At 71.3% G+C, this 15,880-nt stretch carries 20 protein-coding genes; all 20 read right to left on the bottom strand.

Annotated features, from left to right (window positions below; genetic code table 11):
• Positions 1–151: 151 nt before the first annotated feature.
• Positions 152–595, bottom strand: coding sequence for a hypothetical protein (locus ACZ44S_RS04400; RefSeq protein ID WP_285512897.1), 444 nt, complete (start codon positions 593–595; stop codon positions 152–154).
• Positions 588–1,355, bottom strand: a complete 768-nt coding sequence (gene trpA / locus ACZ44S_RS04395; protein WP_466924385.1) for a tryptophan synthase subunit alpha — start codon at positions 1,353–1,355, stop codon at positions 588–590. Before trpA ends, ACZ44S_RS04400 begins: the two co-directional genes overlap by 8 nt.
• Positions 1,356–1,422: 67 nt before the next feature.
• Entirely contained in the window at positions 1,423–1,833 is a 411-nt protein-coding gene (locus ACZ44S_RS04390) for a hypothetical protein (RefSeq protein WP_285512895.1), read from the bottom strand.
• 191 nt (positions 1,834–2,024) lie between these two features.
• Positions 2,025–2,627: a restriction endonuclease subunit S domain-containing protein gene (locus ACZ44S_RS04385; RefSeq protein WP_285512894.1), complete on the bottom strand. Its 603-nt coding sequence runs from the start codon at positions 2,625–2,627 to the stop codon at positions 2,025–2,027.
• 235 nt (positions 2,628–2,862) lie between these two features.
• The gene (locus tag ACZ44S_RS04380; RefSeq protein ID WP_285512893.1) at positions 2,863–4,662 is read right to left on the bottom strand and encodes a hypothetical protein; all 1,800 of its coding nucleotides are present in this window, start codon (positions 4,660–4,662) and stop codon (positions 2,863–2,865) included.
• Positions 4,659–5,801: an AAA family ATPase gene (locus ACZ44S_RS04375; protein WP_285513057.1), complete on the bottom strand. Its 1,143-nt coding sequence runs from the start codon at positions 5,799–5,801 to the stop codon at positions 4,659–4,661. Before ACZ44S_RS04375 ends, ACZ44S_RS04380 begins: the two co-directional genes overlap by 4 nt.
• Positions 5,802–6,003: 202 nt before the next feature.
• Positions 6,004–6,225 carry a hypothetical protein gene (locus tag ACZ44S_RS04370; RefSeq protein WP_285513056.1) on the bottom strand — a complete coding sequence of 74 codons (222 nt, stop codon included), beginning with the start codon at positions 6,223–6,225 and terminating at the stop codon, positions 6,004–6,006.
• 169 nt (positions 6,226–6,394) lie between these two features.
• A complete protein-coding gene (locus ACZ44S_RS04365; RefSeq protein WP_285512892.1) occupies positions 6,395–6,652 on the bottom strand; it encodes an XF1762 family protein in 258 nt (85 codons plus the stop codon).
• A complete protein-coding gene (locus ACZ44S_RS04360) occupies positions 6,649–8,439 on the bottom strand; it encodes a type IV secretory system conjugative DNA transfer family protein (RefSeq protein WP_285512891.1) in 1,791 nt (596 codons plus the stop codon). Before ACZ44S_RS04360 ends, ACZ44S_RS04365 begins: the two co-directional genes overlap by 4 nt.
• A 32-nt stretch (positions 8,440–8,471) precedes the next feature.
• Positions 8,472–9,242, bottom strand: a complete 771-nt coding sequence (locus tag ACZ44S_RS04355) for an SPDY domain-containing protein (protein WP_285512890.1) — start codon at positions 9,240–9,242, stop codon at positions 8,472–8,474.
• Positions 9,243–9,244: 2 nt separating this feature from the next.
• Entirely contained in the window at positions 9,245–9,757 is a 513-nt protein-coding gene (locus tag ACZ44S_RS04350) for a hypothetical protein (protein ID WP_285512889.1), read from the bottom strand.
• Between the two features lie 73 nt (positions 9,758–9,830).
• A complete protein-coding gene (locus ACZ44S_RS04345) occupies positions 9,831–10,652 on the bottom strand; it encodes an SPDY domain-containing protein (protein ID WP_285512888.1) in 822 nt (273 codons plus the stop codon).
• Positions 10,643–10,999 carry a hypothetical protein gene (locus ACZ44S_RS04340; protein WP_285512887.1) on the bottom strand — a complete coding sequence of 119 codons (357 nt, stop codon included), beginning with the start codon at positions 10,997–10,999 and terminating at the stop codon, positions 10,643–10,645. Before ACZ44S_RS04340 ends, ACZ44S_RS04345 begins: the two co-directional genes overlap by 10 nt.
• A 25-nt stretch (positions 11,000–11,024) precedes the next feature.
• A complete protein-coding gene (locus tag ACZ44S_RS04335; RefSeq protein ID WP_285512886.1) occupies positions 11,025–11,828 on the bottom strand; it encodes an SPDY domain-containing protein in 804 nt (267 codons plus the stop codon).
• Positions 11,825–12,208 (bottom strand): hypothetical protein, encoded by a 384-nt coding sequence (locus tag ACZ44S_RS04330; RefSeq protein ID WP_285512885.1) that lies wholly within the window; start codon positions 12,206–12,208, stop codon positions 11,825–11,827. Before ACZ44S_RS04330 ends, ACZ44S_RS04335 begins: the two co-directional genes overlap by 4 nt.
• A 19-nt stretch (positions 12,209–12,227) precedes the next feature.
• Positions 12,228–12,464, bottom strand: a complete 237-nt coding sequence (locus tag ACZ44S_RS04325; RefSeq protein WP_285512884.1) for a hypothetical protein — start codon at positions 12,462–12,464, stop codon at positions 12,228–12,230.
• Between the two features lie 20 nt (positions 12,465–12,484).
• The gene (locus ACZ44S_RS04320) at positions 12,485–12,892 is read right to left on the bottom strand and encodes a hypothetical protein (RefSeq protein WP_285512883.1); all 408 of its coding nucleotides are present in this window, start codon (positions 12,890–12,892) and stop codon (positions 12,485–12,487) included.
• A gap of 654 nt (positions 12,893–13,546) precedes the next feature.
• Positions 13,547–14,305 (bottom strand): hypothetical protein, encoded by a 759-nt coding sequence (locus ACZ44S_RS04315; protein WP_285512882.1) that lies wholly within the window; start codon positions 14,303–14,305, stop codon positions 13,547–13,549.
• A gap of 213 nt (positions 14,306–14,518) precedes the next feature.
• Positions 14,519–15,364: a relaxase/mobilization nuclease gene (locus ACZ44S_RS04310; protein ID WP_285512881.1), complete on the bottom strand. Its 846-nt coding sequence runs from the start codon at positions 15,362–15,364 to the stop codon at positions 14,519–14,521.
• Positions 15,361–15,786 carry a hypothetical protein gene (locus tag ACZ44S_RS04305; protein ID WP_285512880.1) on the bottom strand — a complete coding sequence of 142 codons (426 nt, stop codon included), beginning with the start codon at positions 15,784–15,786 and terminating at the stop codon, positions 15,361–15,363. The genes ACZ44S_RS04310 and ACZ44S_RS04305 overlap by 4 nt, the downstream gene beginning before the upstream one ends.
• Between the last annotated feature and the right edge of the window lie 94 nt (positions 15,787–15,880).

Raw genomic sequence — 15,880 nt, 5'->3', positions numbered from 1 at the left:
CCCTTGGAAGGACGCCCTCTGCTGACAGGGCGAGGAGGGTGCTGGATTGAACCCCCGCGCCAAGGGAAAGGGCGCGGAATTGGGGCTGGTCTGAAATGATCTGTCCTGGGGGGTGGGGAAATTGGGGTATGCCCTAATTGCCGCCGATGCGTCAGCGGCTGAAGGAAATCAGCCGGTCGCGGGATATGGCGTGGTAGAGGGCTGGGATGCGGTCGAGGAGGTCGACGGCCGACTCGATGAACTGCTGTGGTGACGGGCCGACCAGGACGACCCGTCCTGATCTGGCGTCGGCTTGGCGGCGCCGGTTTTCTATGGCGCGGGCAAGGGCTGCGGTCAGTTCGGCGCCCGCGTCCTGGGCGGCCTTGGCGATCTGCGCGACTCGGTCAAGGAGCAGCAGGACCGTGGGCGAGGACTGCGCCGCGTGCGGGGCGAGGTCGAGGAACAGCCGCAGGGCGGTGCCAGCGAGTTGCTGGGCCTCGGTGATCCGAGCGGCCAGAGTGTGCGCCTGTTCGGCGGGGCGGGCGCGCAGGGCCCGGCGCAGCGTGAACGCGTCGGCCGTGATCCGGGCCAGGGCCGGGTTGATGGGGTCAGGCACGGGTCTCCATGGCGGTGTGCAGGTTGAGGGCCTGGGCGAACGCGGCGGTCAGTGCTGGTGCCCGCTCGGGGTCGGTGGTCAGGGCGCGGACGACGGGGGTGCCGATGACGACGGCATCCACCAGCGGAGCGACGCGTGCCGCGAGGGCGGGGGTGGAAATCCCTACGCCCGAGACCACGGACAGGGGGCTCGCGGCGCGCAGGCGCTCGGTGAAGTCGGCGAGAGCCGGGATGTCGAGCGGCCCGCGGTAGCCGGTGGGAGCCGTGCTTGCGGGCGCGTAGAGCCATCCCGACGCGCCGGCGATCACCCTGGCGAGGTCGGTGTCAGCGCTGTGGCGCGGGACGAGGCGTGCGGTGTGAAGGTTCGCGGACTTCGCTGCGTCCTGCCAGCGGGCTGCCTGGTGGTCGGGCAGGTCGACGACCATCACGCCGGCGGCACCGGCGTCGGCGAACAGATGGGCCAGGCGCTCGGGGCCGTGTCGGCCGACGGGTTCCCAGTAGGTCATGACGACGGTCGGCCGCAGGCGCGCGGCATGCTCGACCGTGCGGACCGTATGGTCGAGGACGTTCGCGTGCTGCAGGGCGCGGCGGTAGGCCGCCTGGATGACGGGTCCGTCGAGGCTCGCGTCATGGTGGGCGAGGCCGACCTCGAACAGGTCGGCACCTGCCCGTGCGATCTGGTCGAGCTGACGGCGCTCGACGTGAGGTGGGCACAATCCGGCGGGAACGAACACGCCCAGCGCGCATGGGGGTTGGGCCAGGATGGTGCGAAGGGAATCAGTGGTGGCCAGGGGGTGCCTTTCTCGGCAGGCGGGCTGTCGCTGCAGGTCAGCGGTGGCGCGCGGCCGGTGAAGTCGGGGAGGGCACCGGAGCGCTGGCGTTCCGGCCGTGAGTGGGCTGCTGGCCGGGTGCGTTGTCCGCGGTGGGCGGGCTACTGAAGGCGGGAGCCACCCGGTCGAGGGCCTGGGCGATCTGCTGGGCCTGGTCGTGGGCGTCAGCGAGCTGCTTGGCGACGTCGTCGGGGAGCCGGTCCCATTGGGCTCGGTACTGGTAGCGCTGGATGATCTCGGCGGCATTGCGCAGCTGCTCGGCGACCTGCCGCAGGACTGCGGTCTTCTGCTCCGGGGCGGTCGCGGTGTGCGTGGCCTGCAGCAGCGAGTCCAAGGCGGCGGGCAACGGCTCGTCTTGCGTGGGGAGGCCGTAGAGGGCGGCGTGCAGCGCCTGGGCGTAGACCGTCACGGGCCCGCCCCGACCTCGGCTGCGGTATTCGACGGGGGCTTGACGGCGGGCACCGAAGCTGACGGTCACGTCTCGGGGAGCGGCACCGGGGTGGAGCTGGTCAGCGAGAGCGCGGGCGAGAGCATGCACGGTGGGGGTGTCGGAGGACGTGGTAACTCCTCGGATGGCGGTGATGGCGTCTGCGAAAGTCGTCAGCGGGTGCGGCGACGGGCCGAGGACGTGGTCTGCGGGCCGGTGCCAGCAGTTGGGCGGCGGCGGGCGCTGGCGGGGATGTCGGCTGGTGTGGGGATGCCGAGCTGGACGCGCGCGCTGAGACCGTGGGCGTATGCGTGCGCCTCGGCAGCCGTGACGACGCCGAGCAGTCCGCGCTCGTCCAGCCCCTCCTGCGGGCGGTAGAGCGAGCCGTCTGCCGTGGGTGCGAAGCCGTGCTGCTCCAGGAGCGAACGGGCGCTGGTGGTCTTGGCGGTCACCGCAACGGTGCCGTCACCGAACTGGAAGTGAAGGTCTGGGTCGACTGCCTGATGGTCGGGGCTCCAGCGTGTCGTCCAGGAAAGGTCGATGAGGTCGTGTGTGTGGGCTAGGAGCCCGTACATCGCAATTCCGGCGCGCTCGTGTGCCTCCTGCGCGGTGCCCGGTGGCAGCAGGTAGAGCCTGCAGCCGAGGTGTTCACGGAGGAGGAAGCCGGCCTCGGTAAGCAGCAGATCGGCGTCGCGGATGCGACGGTTGAGGACGACGAAGGTGTGTCCGTCATCGGTGGACCCGATGAATACATCGGGAAAGTCCAGAAGAGACACGGTGGTCCAAGGGGTTCGGCGGGCTGCAGCCCGGGAGGGGCGCCAGCGGCGCGCTGGGACGGACTGACTGGAACGTCAGGGCGTGCAGCAGATGGGAGGAAAGGGGACGACCAACGGGTCTCCGCGCGTGCCGCGCTCGTGATCGGGCTGCTGGTTGGTCGGGCGGTGGTGAGTGCAGGGAGCCGTTGGAGTGCTTGGCGGTGGTCTCGGGGACGCTTCCGCCTTCTGCGTCGTCTCAGCGTGTCCTGCGGATGGCGTCTGTGGCCGCCTTGGCGATGGCGGCGGGAGCGCTGGAGGGCTGGGGCAGGTGCAGCAAGGTGGTCCCCGGCAAGTGGTGGGACTTCGCGGTGAGGGTGAGTTGGAGTACGGCGCAGCCGGCGGTCGTGAGCTGCTTGACGCGGGTGACGGCTTGAGCGGTTTCGTCGCTGCCGTACCGGGCGTCGGTGACGATCACGAGGAGGCGGCCGGCGCCGGGGCGGCTGAGTTCGAGGCCGTGGTCGAGTGCGTCGATGGCGTCGCCGAGGTTGTGGTGGCCGCCGTTGGCATCGAACGTCGTCACGCGCTCTGGTGCTCGGTGGGTGGGCCGGATCAGTGCGGTTAGGTGCCTGTCGTAGGCGATGGTGGCGGTAAGGGAGTCGGGGTCGGTCAGGGCTGCTGCGCGTGCCACGATCCAGGCAGCGGACGCGACGGGCGCGCAGGCGGCACGCATGGAGCCGGAGACGTCGACGGCGATACCCACACGCAGCGGTGGGGTGGGGGTGTTCCGGCGGCGGGTGTGGGTGAACGGTTCCGCGGTGGGGACCGACCCGGCCGCGCGCTGAGCGTCGCGGGCGAGGGCCGCGCGCATGTTGAGGCGGCCGGGCGGGGTGGGGCTGGTGGTCCGCTCCTCGGTCCGCTCGCGGTAGGCGGCGGCACGCAGGGCGCGGCTCAGGCGCGCGGCGGCACTTTGCTCGGCGGCGGTGGGCCGGCGGGTGCCGGTGACCGGATTGCCGTAGGGCGCCGGTGTGCCGTCGGGGGTGACGGTGGTGCCACGGGCGTTGAAGACCGACTTGGCGGTGGCGGCGGCTTTGCGTCGCTGGCCGGCCCGCTGGGCGCGGTCCTGTGCCTGCGCCTTGGACTGCGCAGCCATGGCGTTGGTCGCTGCGGCCTGTGCCGCGAGGTCGGCGGCGTCGGTGGCTGCCGTGCTGTCCATGACGACCCCCACGGCGCTGGACAGCAGATCGGTGAGGTTGTCCGGCACGGGCAGGGCGGGGGCCGCGGTGTCCAGAGCGTCGCACCATTCTTGAGCGTGCGCGAGCATGGTCGTGGCGTCGTGGTCGGCGCACTGGTGGGCTGCGGTCCAGATGCGGGTGAGTGTGGCCAGCAGGTTTGCGCCCAGCACCTTTTCGCACAGATCGGCGACGGCCCGGGTCTCGCCGGCGTCAAGGATGCCGACGTCACGGCGGCCGAGGACCAGGGCCGCCACGGCGGCGGCGTGCTCGATGCCCTGGAGGGTGGGGTGCGCGATGTCGGGCATGACCAGGGTTCGGGCACTGGTGCGCAGGTACGTGCGGTCCGTTGGCCGCGTGATCAGGTGTGCGCCTTCGACACGGCTCTCCTCCAGCAGGAGCGCGGCCTCGACGACGTGGGGGTTCGCTCCGGCAGGCGCCGTCCAGACGGAGTGGGCCGCGTGCGCGGCCTCGTGGACGAACACGCCCCAGGCGGCGGGATACCGCTCCTCGTCGCCCACGATCCGCGGATGGATCTCGTGGGGCTTCAGCGGGGCGAACAGACCGGCGTCGAACTCGACCTCGCCCAGAGTGGGGAAGAACGCGGCCGGTGCGCCGCTGCGCGTGCCGGGGCGGCAGGTGACGAGGAGGTCCTGGCGGCCGGAGAGGTCGACCAGCCGATCGCCGAGTTCGGCTCCCACGCGCAGCCACGCGGCCGGGGAGGAACGGGGTTGCGCGGGCGGGGCTCCGTCGTCGTCCCAGCGCGCGAGGTCGGCGTCGTCGTCCGGCGTGGTGGCGGGGGACTGGACGTGGTGGTGGGCGCTCATCGCGCGCGGCCTCGGTGTGCGGAGCCGATGCTGCCCGGGGGCTGCCGGACGGCCGAGGCGGAAAGCTGCTTGCCGAGGGTGAGGGGCGCGACCTCCTTGACGCCGACAGCCTTGATGACGGCAGCGGCGACGGCGTCGCGGTCCTCCACAGGAGCGATGCCGACCAGGTTCGCGAGCGCGGCTTTGGCGCCGAGGACGGCCTCGGTCTTCTGGTAGCTGAGCAGCTCTCGCAGTTGGGGGGCCCAGCCCAGCTCGCCGAGTTCGACTTGGTGGGCGAGGTGTCGGGCGACCCGGACCACCCGGGCATCGATCCTCAAGGCCAGGGCGAGGTCGTAGTCCGTGCCGATCTGGATTTGCACGCTGAACCGGCTCGCGAGCGCCTCCGTCAACACCGCCCCGTGGACGCCGGGATTGTGGCCCGCCACCACGTAGAAGCCCGGCTCGGCCTTGATGGTCTCGCCCTTGTGGGCCTTGACCTGGATCTGCCTGCGCCCGTCCATCGCGGGGTACAGCGCCGCCAGGACCTTCGGTGAGATCAAGGTGGCATCGTCGATCAGCAGGGCGCGGCCCTCGGTCATCGCGGTGACCAGCGGACCGTACTGGAAGACGTAGGCTCCCGCGTCGTCCTGTGTGTACTCGCCGATCAAGTCGCCGACCGTGGTGTCGCCGTCGCCGGCGACGGTGAGCAGGTCCGGGAACGCCGCCTCGACCAGACTCGTCTTGCCGGTGCCCGGAGGGCCGTAGAGCAGCACCGGCACGTCGGCGTCGCGCAAGCGATTCAACGCCTCGACGTCGGGCAGATCGGCCAGCTCCCGGGGGTGGTAGAGCTGGCCCCCCGCGCGGCGGATCGGGCCGCTCTGCCTGGGCGTGGCTGTGGCGGGAATGGTCGTGCGGGGCGTGGCCGCCTGGGCGCGGGGAGCGTGGGTGCCCGGTGGGCTGATCACAGCGGTCTGCGCGGCTGCGGCGGTTTTCGCGTTCGCGCGGAACTCCGGTTGTCCGGTTCCGCTTTGGTCGGCCTCGCCGCGTCGCACGAGGGTGAGGGCGGCGTTGCGGACGGCGCCGTGGGAGTGGCCCAGCTGCCTGGCCATGTCCCCGATGGTGAGCGTGTCCGCCGGCCGGTCGGCCAGCAGTCGGGCCACCTTGGCCCGTAGTTCGCCGCCCTTGGTGCGCGCTGGACGGGTAGGCGTTCCGGGTGTGGTCAAAACGAGGCGGCCCCTTCAACAGGTGCGGGTGCGGGTTGGGTTGGGTTGGCGATGCACTGGAGAGGCTGGCCGCTCTCGAAGCGGATCACGGACTGTGCCGACATCGGCGACCGGGCCAACCGGGGCGTACCGTCGGCGCTCACCGGCCGACCGAGGGCTCGGTCCAGGTGCAGGGGGTGGCCGGCGACGAGCAGCTCGCTGGCTGCCGAGCAGGCCCGTGCATCCGCTCCGTACCGGGTTCCGTCGCTCGGCAGGCGCAGCCTGGCGCCTCTTCGAAGCCGGCCTGGAGCAGGATCCGCCGGGCGGCGGCGTTGTAGCCGGTGGTCGTGATCTCGCCGGTGATGGCGTGCCGGATCGTCATGAACGGCTCTGCTGGTGCTTCGTGCAAGGCGGATCTCCTATCGGTGGTGGCGGGAAGTGGTGGGGTGTTGGGCGAAGGCGAGGCGGGCCCGGAGCTTCCAGCACATCAACGGCGCGTGGCTGGACCACGAACGATGGGCAATGACTGCCGACATGCTCCAGGGCGGGCCTCACCGCCCCGCAGCTACCTGACTCGCCTTTCCGCACGTTCTGATAGCCGGATGCACCAACAGGGTGGCGCCGTCGCCGAGGTGGCGGGCCACGGGCCGGCCGACGATGGCCACGGCGCGCAGGATGCCGGTCTCGTCGGCGGCGCCGACGGCGAAGATCTGCCCTGCGGGCGCTGGGTGGTGGCGGTGCCAGGTGCGCACGAAGTCCTTCGCCAGGCGTGAGCGGACCGGCACCAGGTACAGCGAAGTGGCGCTCACACGGCCTTCCCGAAGTCGGACTGCTTCGGTGCGTGCTTCGCGACGGCGCGGGCAGTGATCGCCGCGGACGCGCGGGCGGACGCCGCGGACAGTTCCTCCGCCCCGGGCTCCCGGTACCACGGCCGTAGGTCGAGCATGGCGGCGCGCATGCCGGTGGCGAAGCAGAGCGCGGTTCCCTTGGGCAGGGCGCGGATCGCGTCGGCGGGCAGGATCCGCTCCTGCCGCATGCTGACCGAGGTCGACTTCCCTGACTCCGAGTGCGAGGTGGACGTGGTCTCCACGTCGTGGTCGCCGATCAAGCGGCTGAGCTTGTCCGCGAAGTCGGGGTCGTCGATGCCGGAACCGATGACCTTGACGGTCGAGGCCGACCACATGGCGTCCATGCCCGCGTCCCCCCAGACCTTCTGGCCCTGGCGGTAGGACTGCAGGATCGTGATCGGGATGATCCCGCGGCTGCCGAGGTGGGAGTACAAGTCCGGCAGGTCGCTGATCTTGCACACGTTGGCGGCCTCGTCGAGGATCGCCAGCATCGGAGGGTCGAGGCGTCCGCCTGCGCGCTCGGCTTGCGCGGTCGCGGCCCGCATCACCGAGTCCGCGCACGCGGCGATCAGCGCCGATGCTCCGCCTCCGCCGTCTTTGCTGAGCAGGAACAGCGTGTCGGTGGACGTGACGAACTGCTCCGGCCGGAATTCCGGGACGTCCTTCTGCGGTGTCACCCAGGCGGCGATTTCCGCGTTCAGGAGCGCGGAGGCGTACTGCCGGGCGGTCTCGTAGATGCCGTCTCGGGTTTCGGGCGGCCCTTCGACGGTGCCCTTGAGCTGAGCGGCGACGGCGGTGAACCCGTGGTCGCGCAGGATGTCCAGCGGCGTGCGGTCGGCGGGGAAGGCGAGCCACTGCATGATGTCGGTGATCGGCCGCTTGTCGAGCGCTGCGGCGAGGAGCAGCTGGGAGAGGATGTTGCTGCCGGCCTTGGACCAGAAGTCGCCCTGCTGGGAGGCGTCCACCGAGGCGGCGAGGAAGTGTCCGGCGAGCCGGTTCGCCCCGTCCAGGGTGGTTGCACTGGCGAGGGGGTTCCACCACATCTCGCGGGCGGCGTGCGCGATCTGTTGTGGATCCATGGTCCACACCGTCCCCGCCCGGGCCCTCGCCTCGTAGGCGGTGGTGAAGGCGTCGCCGGCGGCCTTGTTCGACGTCAGCAGAACCGGGCCAGGTGCGCCAAGCATGGACGGGATGGCGAGCGAGGTGGTCTTGCCGGACCGGGGCGCCATGATCGCGACTGCGACGTCCTCGAACCCCATCCTGACCTCGTGCCGGCTGCCTTGCAGGTTGCCGAGAAGGATGCCGGTGTCCCTCGCGTCGATGTGCTTGCTGTCCTTGAGGCTGGGGCGCAGGGAGCGGGCTTTGTCGGTGATCGCCTTGGCCATCAGCGGCTCGATGTCCCGGGCCTTGGCCATGTCGGTGATCTTCTTCCGGCCGCCGCTTCGGTTCTTGTGCCGGGCCCACAGGATGCCCGCCGCCACCCCGAAGGCCAGGAGCAGGAGAACGGGGACGATGCGGGCACCGATCAGCCGGGAGGTTTCGCCTGTGTGGGGCCAGACCTGCTCGGGATGGAGCAGGGCCTCGGTCGGTTGGTACGGGGCCCAACTGGTGCCGGTGAGGTAGGCGGTGATGTTGCCGGACAGCCAGGCCAGGTGGGACAGGGGGACGACGACGGCGAGTACGCCGAGGAGAAGGCGCAGGACGAGGTCGTATCCGTCGGTGTTGCTGCTGGAGGAGGAAGGGGGCAAGGGCTACGTGCTTCCGGGCGGGGAGGTGAGGGTCAGCGGCTGCGGGTGTTCCTGGCCGACTGCTGCCGCCAGGGGATCGAGACCGTCGGCGCGATCGCGTGCCGGGCAGCGAGGGTTTGGACGCGTTCTTCCAGCGCCCCGGCGACGTACACGGCGCGCACGTCCGTGGACTGGACGACGCTGGGGGCGAGGGTCGGCAGACTGCGCCCGCGGTCGATGCGGAGCACGGGCTTCGGATCGGCGAGCGCACTGGTGAACGCGGCGACGACGTGAGGCGGGGTGTGCTCGCCGAAGCGGGCCTGCCACACCTTCTGATGCATGCCGAGGGTGACGGTGACGAACCAGGCTTCCGGATCAGCCGGCGTTCCCAGGCGCTCGATGTACGCCGTCTTGTCGGGGGAAACGAGGCCGTTGTCGCCGTACGGTGACCAACCGGTCTGTCGGAGTGCTCCGTACGGGTCGGAAGGCGCGTCAGCGGCTGGGGCCGGGTCGGTGACGGTGTCGGTGACGGCGGCGATGAGTTCGACGGGGGTGCGGGCGCCGAAGCTGGCGTACCAGGCGGGCCGGTCCGGCTCGGCTGCGTGGTGAAGGGTCCACCACTGTCCGTCGGGGTCGGGCTCCAGGCGAAGGATGGCCTTCTGGTCGGGGCTGGAAAGCAGGACGCGCGGCATCAGGAGGTCGTTGCCGTGGCTCCAGCCGCAGGCGCGGTGGAGGGGGACGGTGATCCAGGCGGGGTCACCGCCGCCGGCGAGGTGGCGCGGGGTGATGAAGTCGACCTCGACGGTCTCGGGAGTCGCGGGCATGTTCACTTCCGTGCCGCGATTCGCCGGACGGCCGCAGGGGCCGGTATAGGGGCCAGAGGCGAATGGGCCTTGCGGGCAGCGGTGTTGATCTCCCGGAGCGCTTTGCCATGGGTGGCCCAGTCGTCGAGGTAGCTCCACGACTCGGCGTGATGCTCGGCGAGGGCGTCGTTGAATTCGGCGGTGCCGGGCTTGGCGGTGGCGGGGAGCGCGTCGCGGGTGACCAGCCATTGCTCGTGCAGTTCGTTGAGCCGGTCGAGGGCGTCGCGCAGGACGCCCAACTCGTAGACCCAGCGGCTCTGCACCGTGTTCTCGGGCAGATGGGCCAGCTGTGTCTCGGCGGTCGCCAGCAGGTGACGGGCGCCGTAGCGGAGCGGCTCGAACGCCTCGGCGGTGTCGGCGTCGCGCTGGCTTGCGCGCATGCCGTAGGCGTGGTCGTCGTAGGGCCAGCCGTCGAGGTCGGTGTGCTCGTCGGAGTATGCGTCCCAGGCGTCGAGGATCTTCTTGCTGTCGCGCACGTAGTGGTCGAGGTGGCGCAGGAAGTCGCGGTGTGCGTGGTGGTCTCGGGAGATGGGGAGGGGTCCTGTCGGTTCAGCGGCGAGCAGCCGGCTGCGCGCTGCCGGCGTGCACCAGGGGCGTTGTGGGTTTCATCTGCTGGCGGCGGGCGGAGCGTGCCCGGGTGCGGAGCGACTTGAGGCGTGTGGCGTGGGCGTCGACCACCTGCTGTGGTCGCAGCGGGCTGGGCTCCTGTACGGCGCTGTAGTGGCCGGTGCGGTCGTACATGCCGCGCTGGAGCGGGCTGCGGTCGGCCAGTGCGGTGAGAAACGCACTGACCAGGCGGGTGGGGGTGTGCTCGTCGAGGTAGGCGTGCCAGATGCGCGGGCCGGGAAACTCTCCGTGGCCGGGCTCGCGGGTCTCGATGTGCCAGGACGACCGGTCATGGAATTCGCTCAGCGGGCGCAGTTCGATGTGGCACATGGAGTCCGGCGAGCGTGCGGTGCCGCCTGAGTCGTGGTGCCATCCCGCCGAGGCCACCGGCTGCCACGGGTCCGGCTGCTGTGGCAGCGGGGCGACGAGGGCGTCGGTGAACGCGGCGAGGACCTCGGCGGGCACGAGTTCGCCGAACTCGGCGTACCAGCCGGGCTCGGTGCCGGCGGGCTCCGCCCGTAGCCGCCACCACGCCGAGGTGCGGGACTGCGGGTCGAACTGGAGACGGTAGCGAAGGTCAGGGCTGCGCAGGACGATTTCGGCGCTCAGGGGATCGGAGACGGCGCTCCATCCAGCGGCGGCCAGGCCGTGGGTGACGTGGCGGGCGTCTCCGGGACCGGCGAGGTGGCGGGGGCTGGTGTCGAACGGGATCTGCCCCCCGTGCTTGTCGGCGAAGGAGGCGAGCTGCCGTTCGCTCAGCGGCACCAGCAGCACCCCGGCTCGCTCGTGGCGGCGCTGCCGTACAGGTGGCGCAGGTCGTCCACGACGTAGTGGAGGGTGTGCTGGTCGGTCTGTTCCCACGCGGCCGTGCGCAACTCGGCAATCAGGAGGTCAACTTGCGCGCTGCCGGGGGTGTCCGAGTGTTCCTGTACTGCGCGGGCGAGGGCGCGCAGCGTGTCGGCGAGCTGGACGGGCAGGCCCGTGTACTCGTCGAGGAGAGGGTCGACGAGGGCGAGGGCCTCCGCGGGCTCGGGGTTCTCGCGCAGGTAGTCGGTGAGGTCCGCCAGAGTTTCGGTCAGGGTGCGGATGGTGTCCGGGGTGAGTGCGGGCATCGGGCTCCTTGCAAGGGGGCGGGGGTCAGCGGCGGTTCCGGGCGCGGCCGGTCGCGGTGTAGGGACGGGGGCTGGTGCGCGGCCGGGCGCTTCGGGCGCTGTTGCGGGCCCAGGTGGCGGCGCGGGCGGCCGTGATGCGGGCCTGCTGCCACGCACTGAGCTGGGAGGGTTTGACGGAAACCGACCAGGTACGGATCTGCGCGCTGTGCGGCACGCGTCCGCGCGGGCGCATCACGGGGTCGGGGCTGGCGAGTTCGGTCGAGAAGGCTTGCACCAGGTACATAGGGGTGTTCGGCGTGAAGTTGGCTGTCCAGCCATTGCCCTGCTTGTCCTGCGCTCCGGTCCACCACATCGCCGAGCCGTCGGCGCCCTGGTGGTACTGCATCCACGCGGTGCCGTCGGGGCTGGTCGCCATGTAGTGCTCGCCCTCGAAACGCGTGTGCCAATTCTGCTCCTGCAACGGCGCCCAGACGTTGGGGGCGTGTGCGGAGCGGGGCCGGGTGAGGGCGTCGGTCAGACCGGCGACGATCTCCACCGGGGTCTGCCGGCCCAGGTGCGCCGACCACTCGCCGTTGGCACCGTCTGCTTGGCCGTGGATGGTCCACCCGCCGGGAAGGAGGTAAGGGTCGTAGGAGACGCGGATGGTGCGGTCCGGACTCTCCATGAACAGAGGGCCGCCCGACTTGGACTTGTCCCGCCAGCCCGAGGCGCGCAGGAACTCCGAGACGTGCCGGACATCGCCGCCACCAGCCAGGCCACGGGGCTGGACGAGGTAGTGCTGCTCGGCCTGCTCGCCCGGTCCCCAGCCCTGCCACTGCCTCTTCTTCACCGGTGCCGCCGGACGACGAGCGGTGCGGGTGCCGGGGGCTTTGCCGCCGCAGTGGTGGGCTGGGTGCCGACGTGCTGCAAGGTGTCCTTGTGCTCGTCCAGGTCGAGGGCGACGTCGTGCAGTTCGTTCGACGCGCGGCCCAGGGCGAGCCACACCTCCGCGGGGAGCGCGCCTCGCTCCGCCTGGTCCTTTGCGAACAGGCTTCCGGTGGAGACGAGGTGGGTGACGCCGCCGAGGACTCCGGTGTCCGGGTCGAGAACGCGGGCAATGACCTGAGCGGCCTGGGGCGGGGGAAGCTGCGAGAGGTGGTCGGCGAGCTGGCCGAGCTGGCGGGTGATCTCGTCGGCCAGTCTCACGGGGTAGGGGACGGGGTGGGACATGCTCCTCCGGGGCGGATGATCAGTGGTGGTGGCGGTGGCCGACGCGCTGCGTCTCGGCGAGGACGCCCTCCGGGCGGGCGCCGGCCAGCGGGGTGGCGCGGTCGGGGCCGGTGGGAATGCAGGCGCGCAGGTAGCGACGGAACAGGGCCGTGGCGAGCCGGGGTTTGAGCCGGTGGCTGATCGGTGGGGGTGTGCGGGTTACTACTGGGTTCTCCTGGAATCGGGCGGTGCGGTGACCGGGCGGCCCCGGAGTCATGCCGGGGCCGCCCGGGCGTATTACGGAGTACGGCGGGCCGGTGCGTGGCGCGAGGGGCAGCCGACCGGTGCCCGTTGCAGCGCGGCAGGGCGGGCCGTACGGGTGCGGATGTCGTGCACGGCCTGCCGATAGGTGGCTTCGTCGAAGACACCAGGCGCGCAGTTGACCTCATACCCGGCCAGAAGCAGGGCAGGGATGGCGCGGGTCACCAGGCGCTTCTGCTCGTCGGCATCGAGGTGTTCGGGCACGGTGTGCCAGATGTAGAGCGGGGCGTCCGTGGGGTATGCGTGGCGCTCCAGGCCGAGACTTTCCAGCAGGTCGTGGAGCTTGGCTGGGGCGCCGGTCGGGGTGTCGGCGTGGATGGTGGTCGTCAGGGCCTTGATGTAGATCTCGACGTCCGTGCCGTACTCGTCGGCCAGGTTGGCCATGCAGTTCTCTCCGGGGTTAACGGCGGCGGGATACCGAGGACTGGGCGCGGCTCGGCGGCGGTGCGGCGGCCGGCCACTGCGCCGACCGTGTGGCGTGATTGCGGGCGCGGAGGATCACGTGGGCGGCCTCGCTCATGGATCTCGCAGTGTCCTCGAGCCGCGCGATCGGCTCGAGTTCCTCGCCGGGTGCGGACCCTTGGAGGTCACCGGCGGAGATCCAGGCGCGGACGACCACTTCCCTGGTGAGGGTCAGCAGCCCATGGACGGGGGCAGCGACCTCGGTCAGGACCTCTGCCTATTGCTGGTCTCGGCGGCAGCGACTCGCTCGGCGAGCCGGGCCAGGTAGCGCAGGGCCGCGTCGCGTTCGCCGTCCGCTGTGGCCAGCATGTTCAGGGACGGGGCGAGGTGGACGCTGTGACCGGCGCCGAGCAGGGCGTATGAAGCGGTGGTTGCCTTCAGGCGCTGCTCGACGGGCAGGCCATGTGGAAGCCGGTGGTAGTCCCCGCGAGGTCCGGCAGCGGAGAGGAAGCCCCCGGTTCGCTGGACGATGTCCGCCGCCTTCTCGGTGCCGCCGACGGCGACGACCAGGTCGGTGCGGGGGATCCTTGGTGATGGTGACGTACTCCAGCACCCAGAAGTCGGGCTCCGGCTGCTTCATCGACCTCTGATGGCCGGCGTACGGCTGCCAGCCGGTACCGGCGGCATGGACGCTGGGGCGGCGGTGGGCGTGGTCCGGCCCGCGGGGTGCTGGAGGGCGGTGCCGATGCCGAGTGCGTCGAGTTGCGGGCCGAGTTCGCGCAGGGCGCGGGCCTGGGCTTGGGTGTCGTCTCCGTTGAGCCGGTAGATGCCGCTCTGCGGGTCCTGGACGAAGCCGTGGGCCATGAGGATGGTGCCGGCACGGTCGTCGGCAGGGGCAGCGGCGACACTGCCGTCCTGCTGCCAGGTAAGGACGACCCGGTCCGGCTGGGAGGGCTGGATGCCGCCCAGGGCGTTGTGCCGGACCTGGGCGAGGGCGCTGTCGTAGCGAGCGAGTAGGTCGCCGGCGACCTGCTCGGCGCTCAGGAACGGGTCGTCGGCCAGGGCGATGCCGTTGGGCTCGGGGACGGCGCGGTACGCCTCGTCGGGCAGGGCGCGGGGGGCGACGGCGGCGATGAGGAATCCCTCGCGTTCGTCATGCCGGTCAAGGACGACGAGCTGGGCTCCGTCCGGGCGGCTCAGGACGGCGGCCTGCTGGAGCGGGTGCTCGGCGAGGGAGGCGGCTACCAGGTCCAGGTCCCATATACGGTCGGCAAGTTGGGCGAGGTCGTCCTTAGCGTCCGGCGGGAGGTGGGAGCTGGTCCAGGTGTCAGGGAGTTCGCCGGCGAGAACGTCGGCGTACGAGGCGAGGCGCTCGGAGGTGTCGTGGTCGTGCATGGTGTCCTTGGGCGAGGTGGGAGTCAGCGGCGCAGTCCGGCGGCCAACGGGGGCGGCGGGGCAGGGAGCGTGCGCGGCGGGGGCGGGCAGGCGCACACGGCGGAGCGCTCTTGCGCGGTCGACGGAACTTCCCTGGTACAGGTGCTGCGGCCGGAATGCGGGTCGCGGCGGATGTCCAGGAAGCGGTCGGTACGGGGCAAGGAGACGTTTCCCCTACGGTGATCGGTGAGCGGTGTGCCGGATGGCGGCCGGGACGGCGACGGCAGGGGGCTGAATCAGGTGGGCCGCGGTGCTGTCCAGGTCCTGCTGGATGGCATGGAGGCGGCGGGCAATCAGCTCCAGGCGGTGTGCCGTATCGCTGCTGGCCGCTCCTGGCTGGCGGGCGATCCGGTGCGCGGTGTGCTCGACGAGTCCGCGCACCGTGGCCAGCGGGCCTGCCTGTTCGTCAGCGAGCTGTGTGAGGACGCTCGCGAGCTGTGCCGATGCCGTGGGTGCGGAGCGAATGGCAGGCCGCGGAGCGGGGCCGGAGTGAACGGGGATCAGGTGGAGGTCCTGCTCGATGCGACGCGCCTCGTTCGCAAGGCGCCGCAGTTTGTCGGCGGGAGGGGCGTGCCACGCCCCGTCGCGATGGATCAGGTTGGCGATCAGGTCGAGGCGCCCGGGCTGGGCATGGACGGCGATCCACCGGCAGCCGTGATCTTTACCGGGAATCTCGATGCCGGCGGCCCGCGCGAGCCGGTGAGCGACTTCGGCCCACTCGGGTCCTGTCAGTTCCCGGTCGTCCGGGTGAAGGCGGACGTCGAGGTGGAGGATCGCCCGCCGGTCGTCTTCTGGGCTGGCGGCGAACGGGTGCTCCAGGTAGGGGTCTTCGAGGTGCTCGGCCCACTGGACGGCTGTCCAGGTCTTCTGCTCGTCGTCCAAGGTGAAGTAATCCAGGCCCGGCCAGTGGGCGACGACCGTGTACTCCGTCAGGCCCTCGTTCGGTGAGACCGGCCGGCCGAGCGCCTCTTCGAGCGGGTCGTGGGGCCGGTGGGTCCGCTCGTGCAGGCGGGGGATCACCGGCCGCTCCGGATGTCGGCGATGTGCACGAGCTGGCCCAGGGCGGTGGTGGTGTACCAGCCGCAGTCGATCAGCTCGTCGCGGCCTGCGAACCGTGCAAGGAGGGCGTCCTCCATGGCCCGCAGGTAGATCAGGCAGTCCGGGCAGCGGCGTGAGAGGTGCACGAGGTAGCGGGGGTGGCCGGTGACGTAGGACTGAGTGCCGCCGGTCGCATCACGCAGCCGCCACCCGTCCTCGTCGGTCGGCGTGTGCCAGGACGGGGCCACGACGCGCATCGCATCGCCCCACAGTTCCCCGCCGGCCACCCCTTTCAGGACGACGACGGTGTCGCCGGCCTGGAAGTGGGCGTGAGTGATGTCCCGGTCGGGAGTGAGCGGGTCGGGCGTCGGCGCGAAGGCCGAAGTGGGCGGCGGCTGGGACATGCGGTTCCTTCCACGCAGTCGGTGGCGGGGTGGGAGGAACAATGGTCCGGAGGAACGCCGGTTTGGCTAACCGGCGTTTCCCGGCTATGTTCCC

The sequence above is a fragment of the Streptomyces malachitofuscus genome, from assembly GCF_055571035.1.
This window is presented reverse-complemented; position numbering and strand designations above follow the sequence as displayed.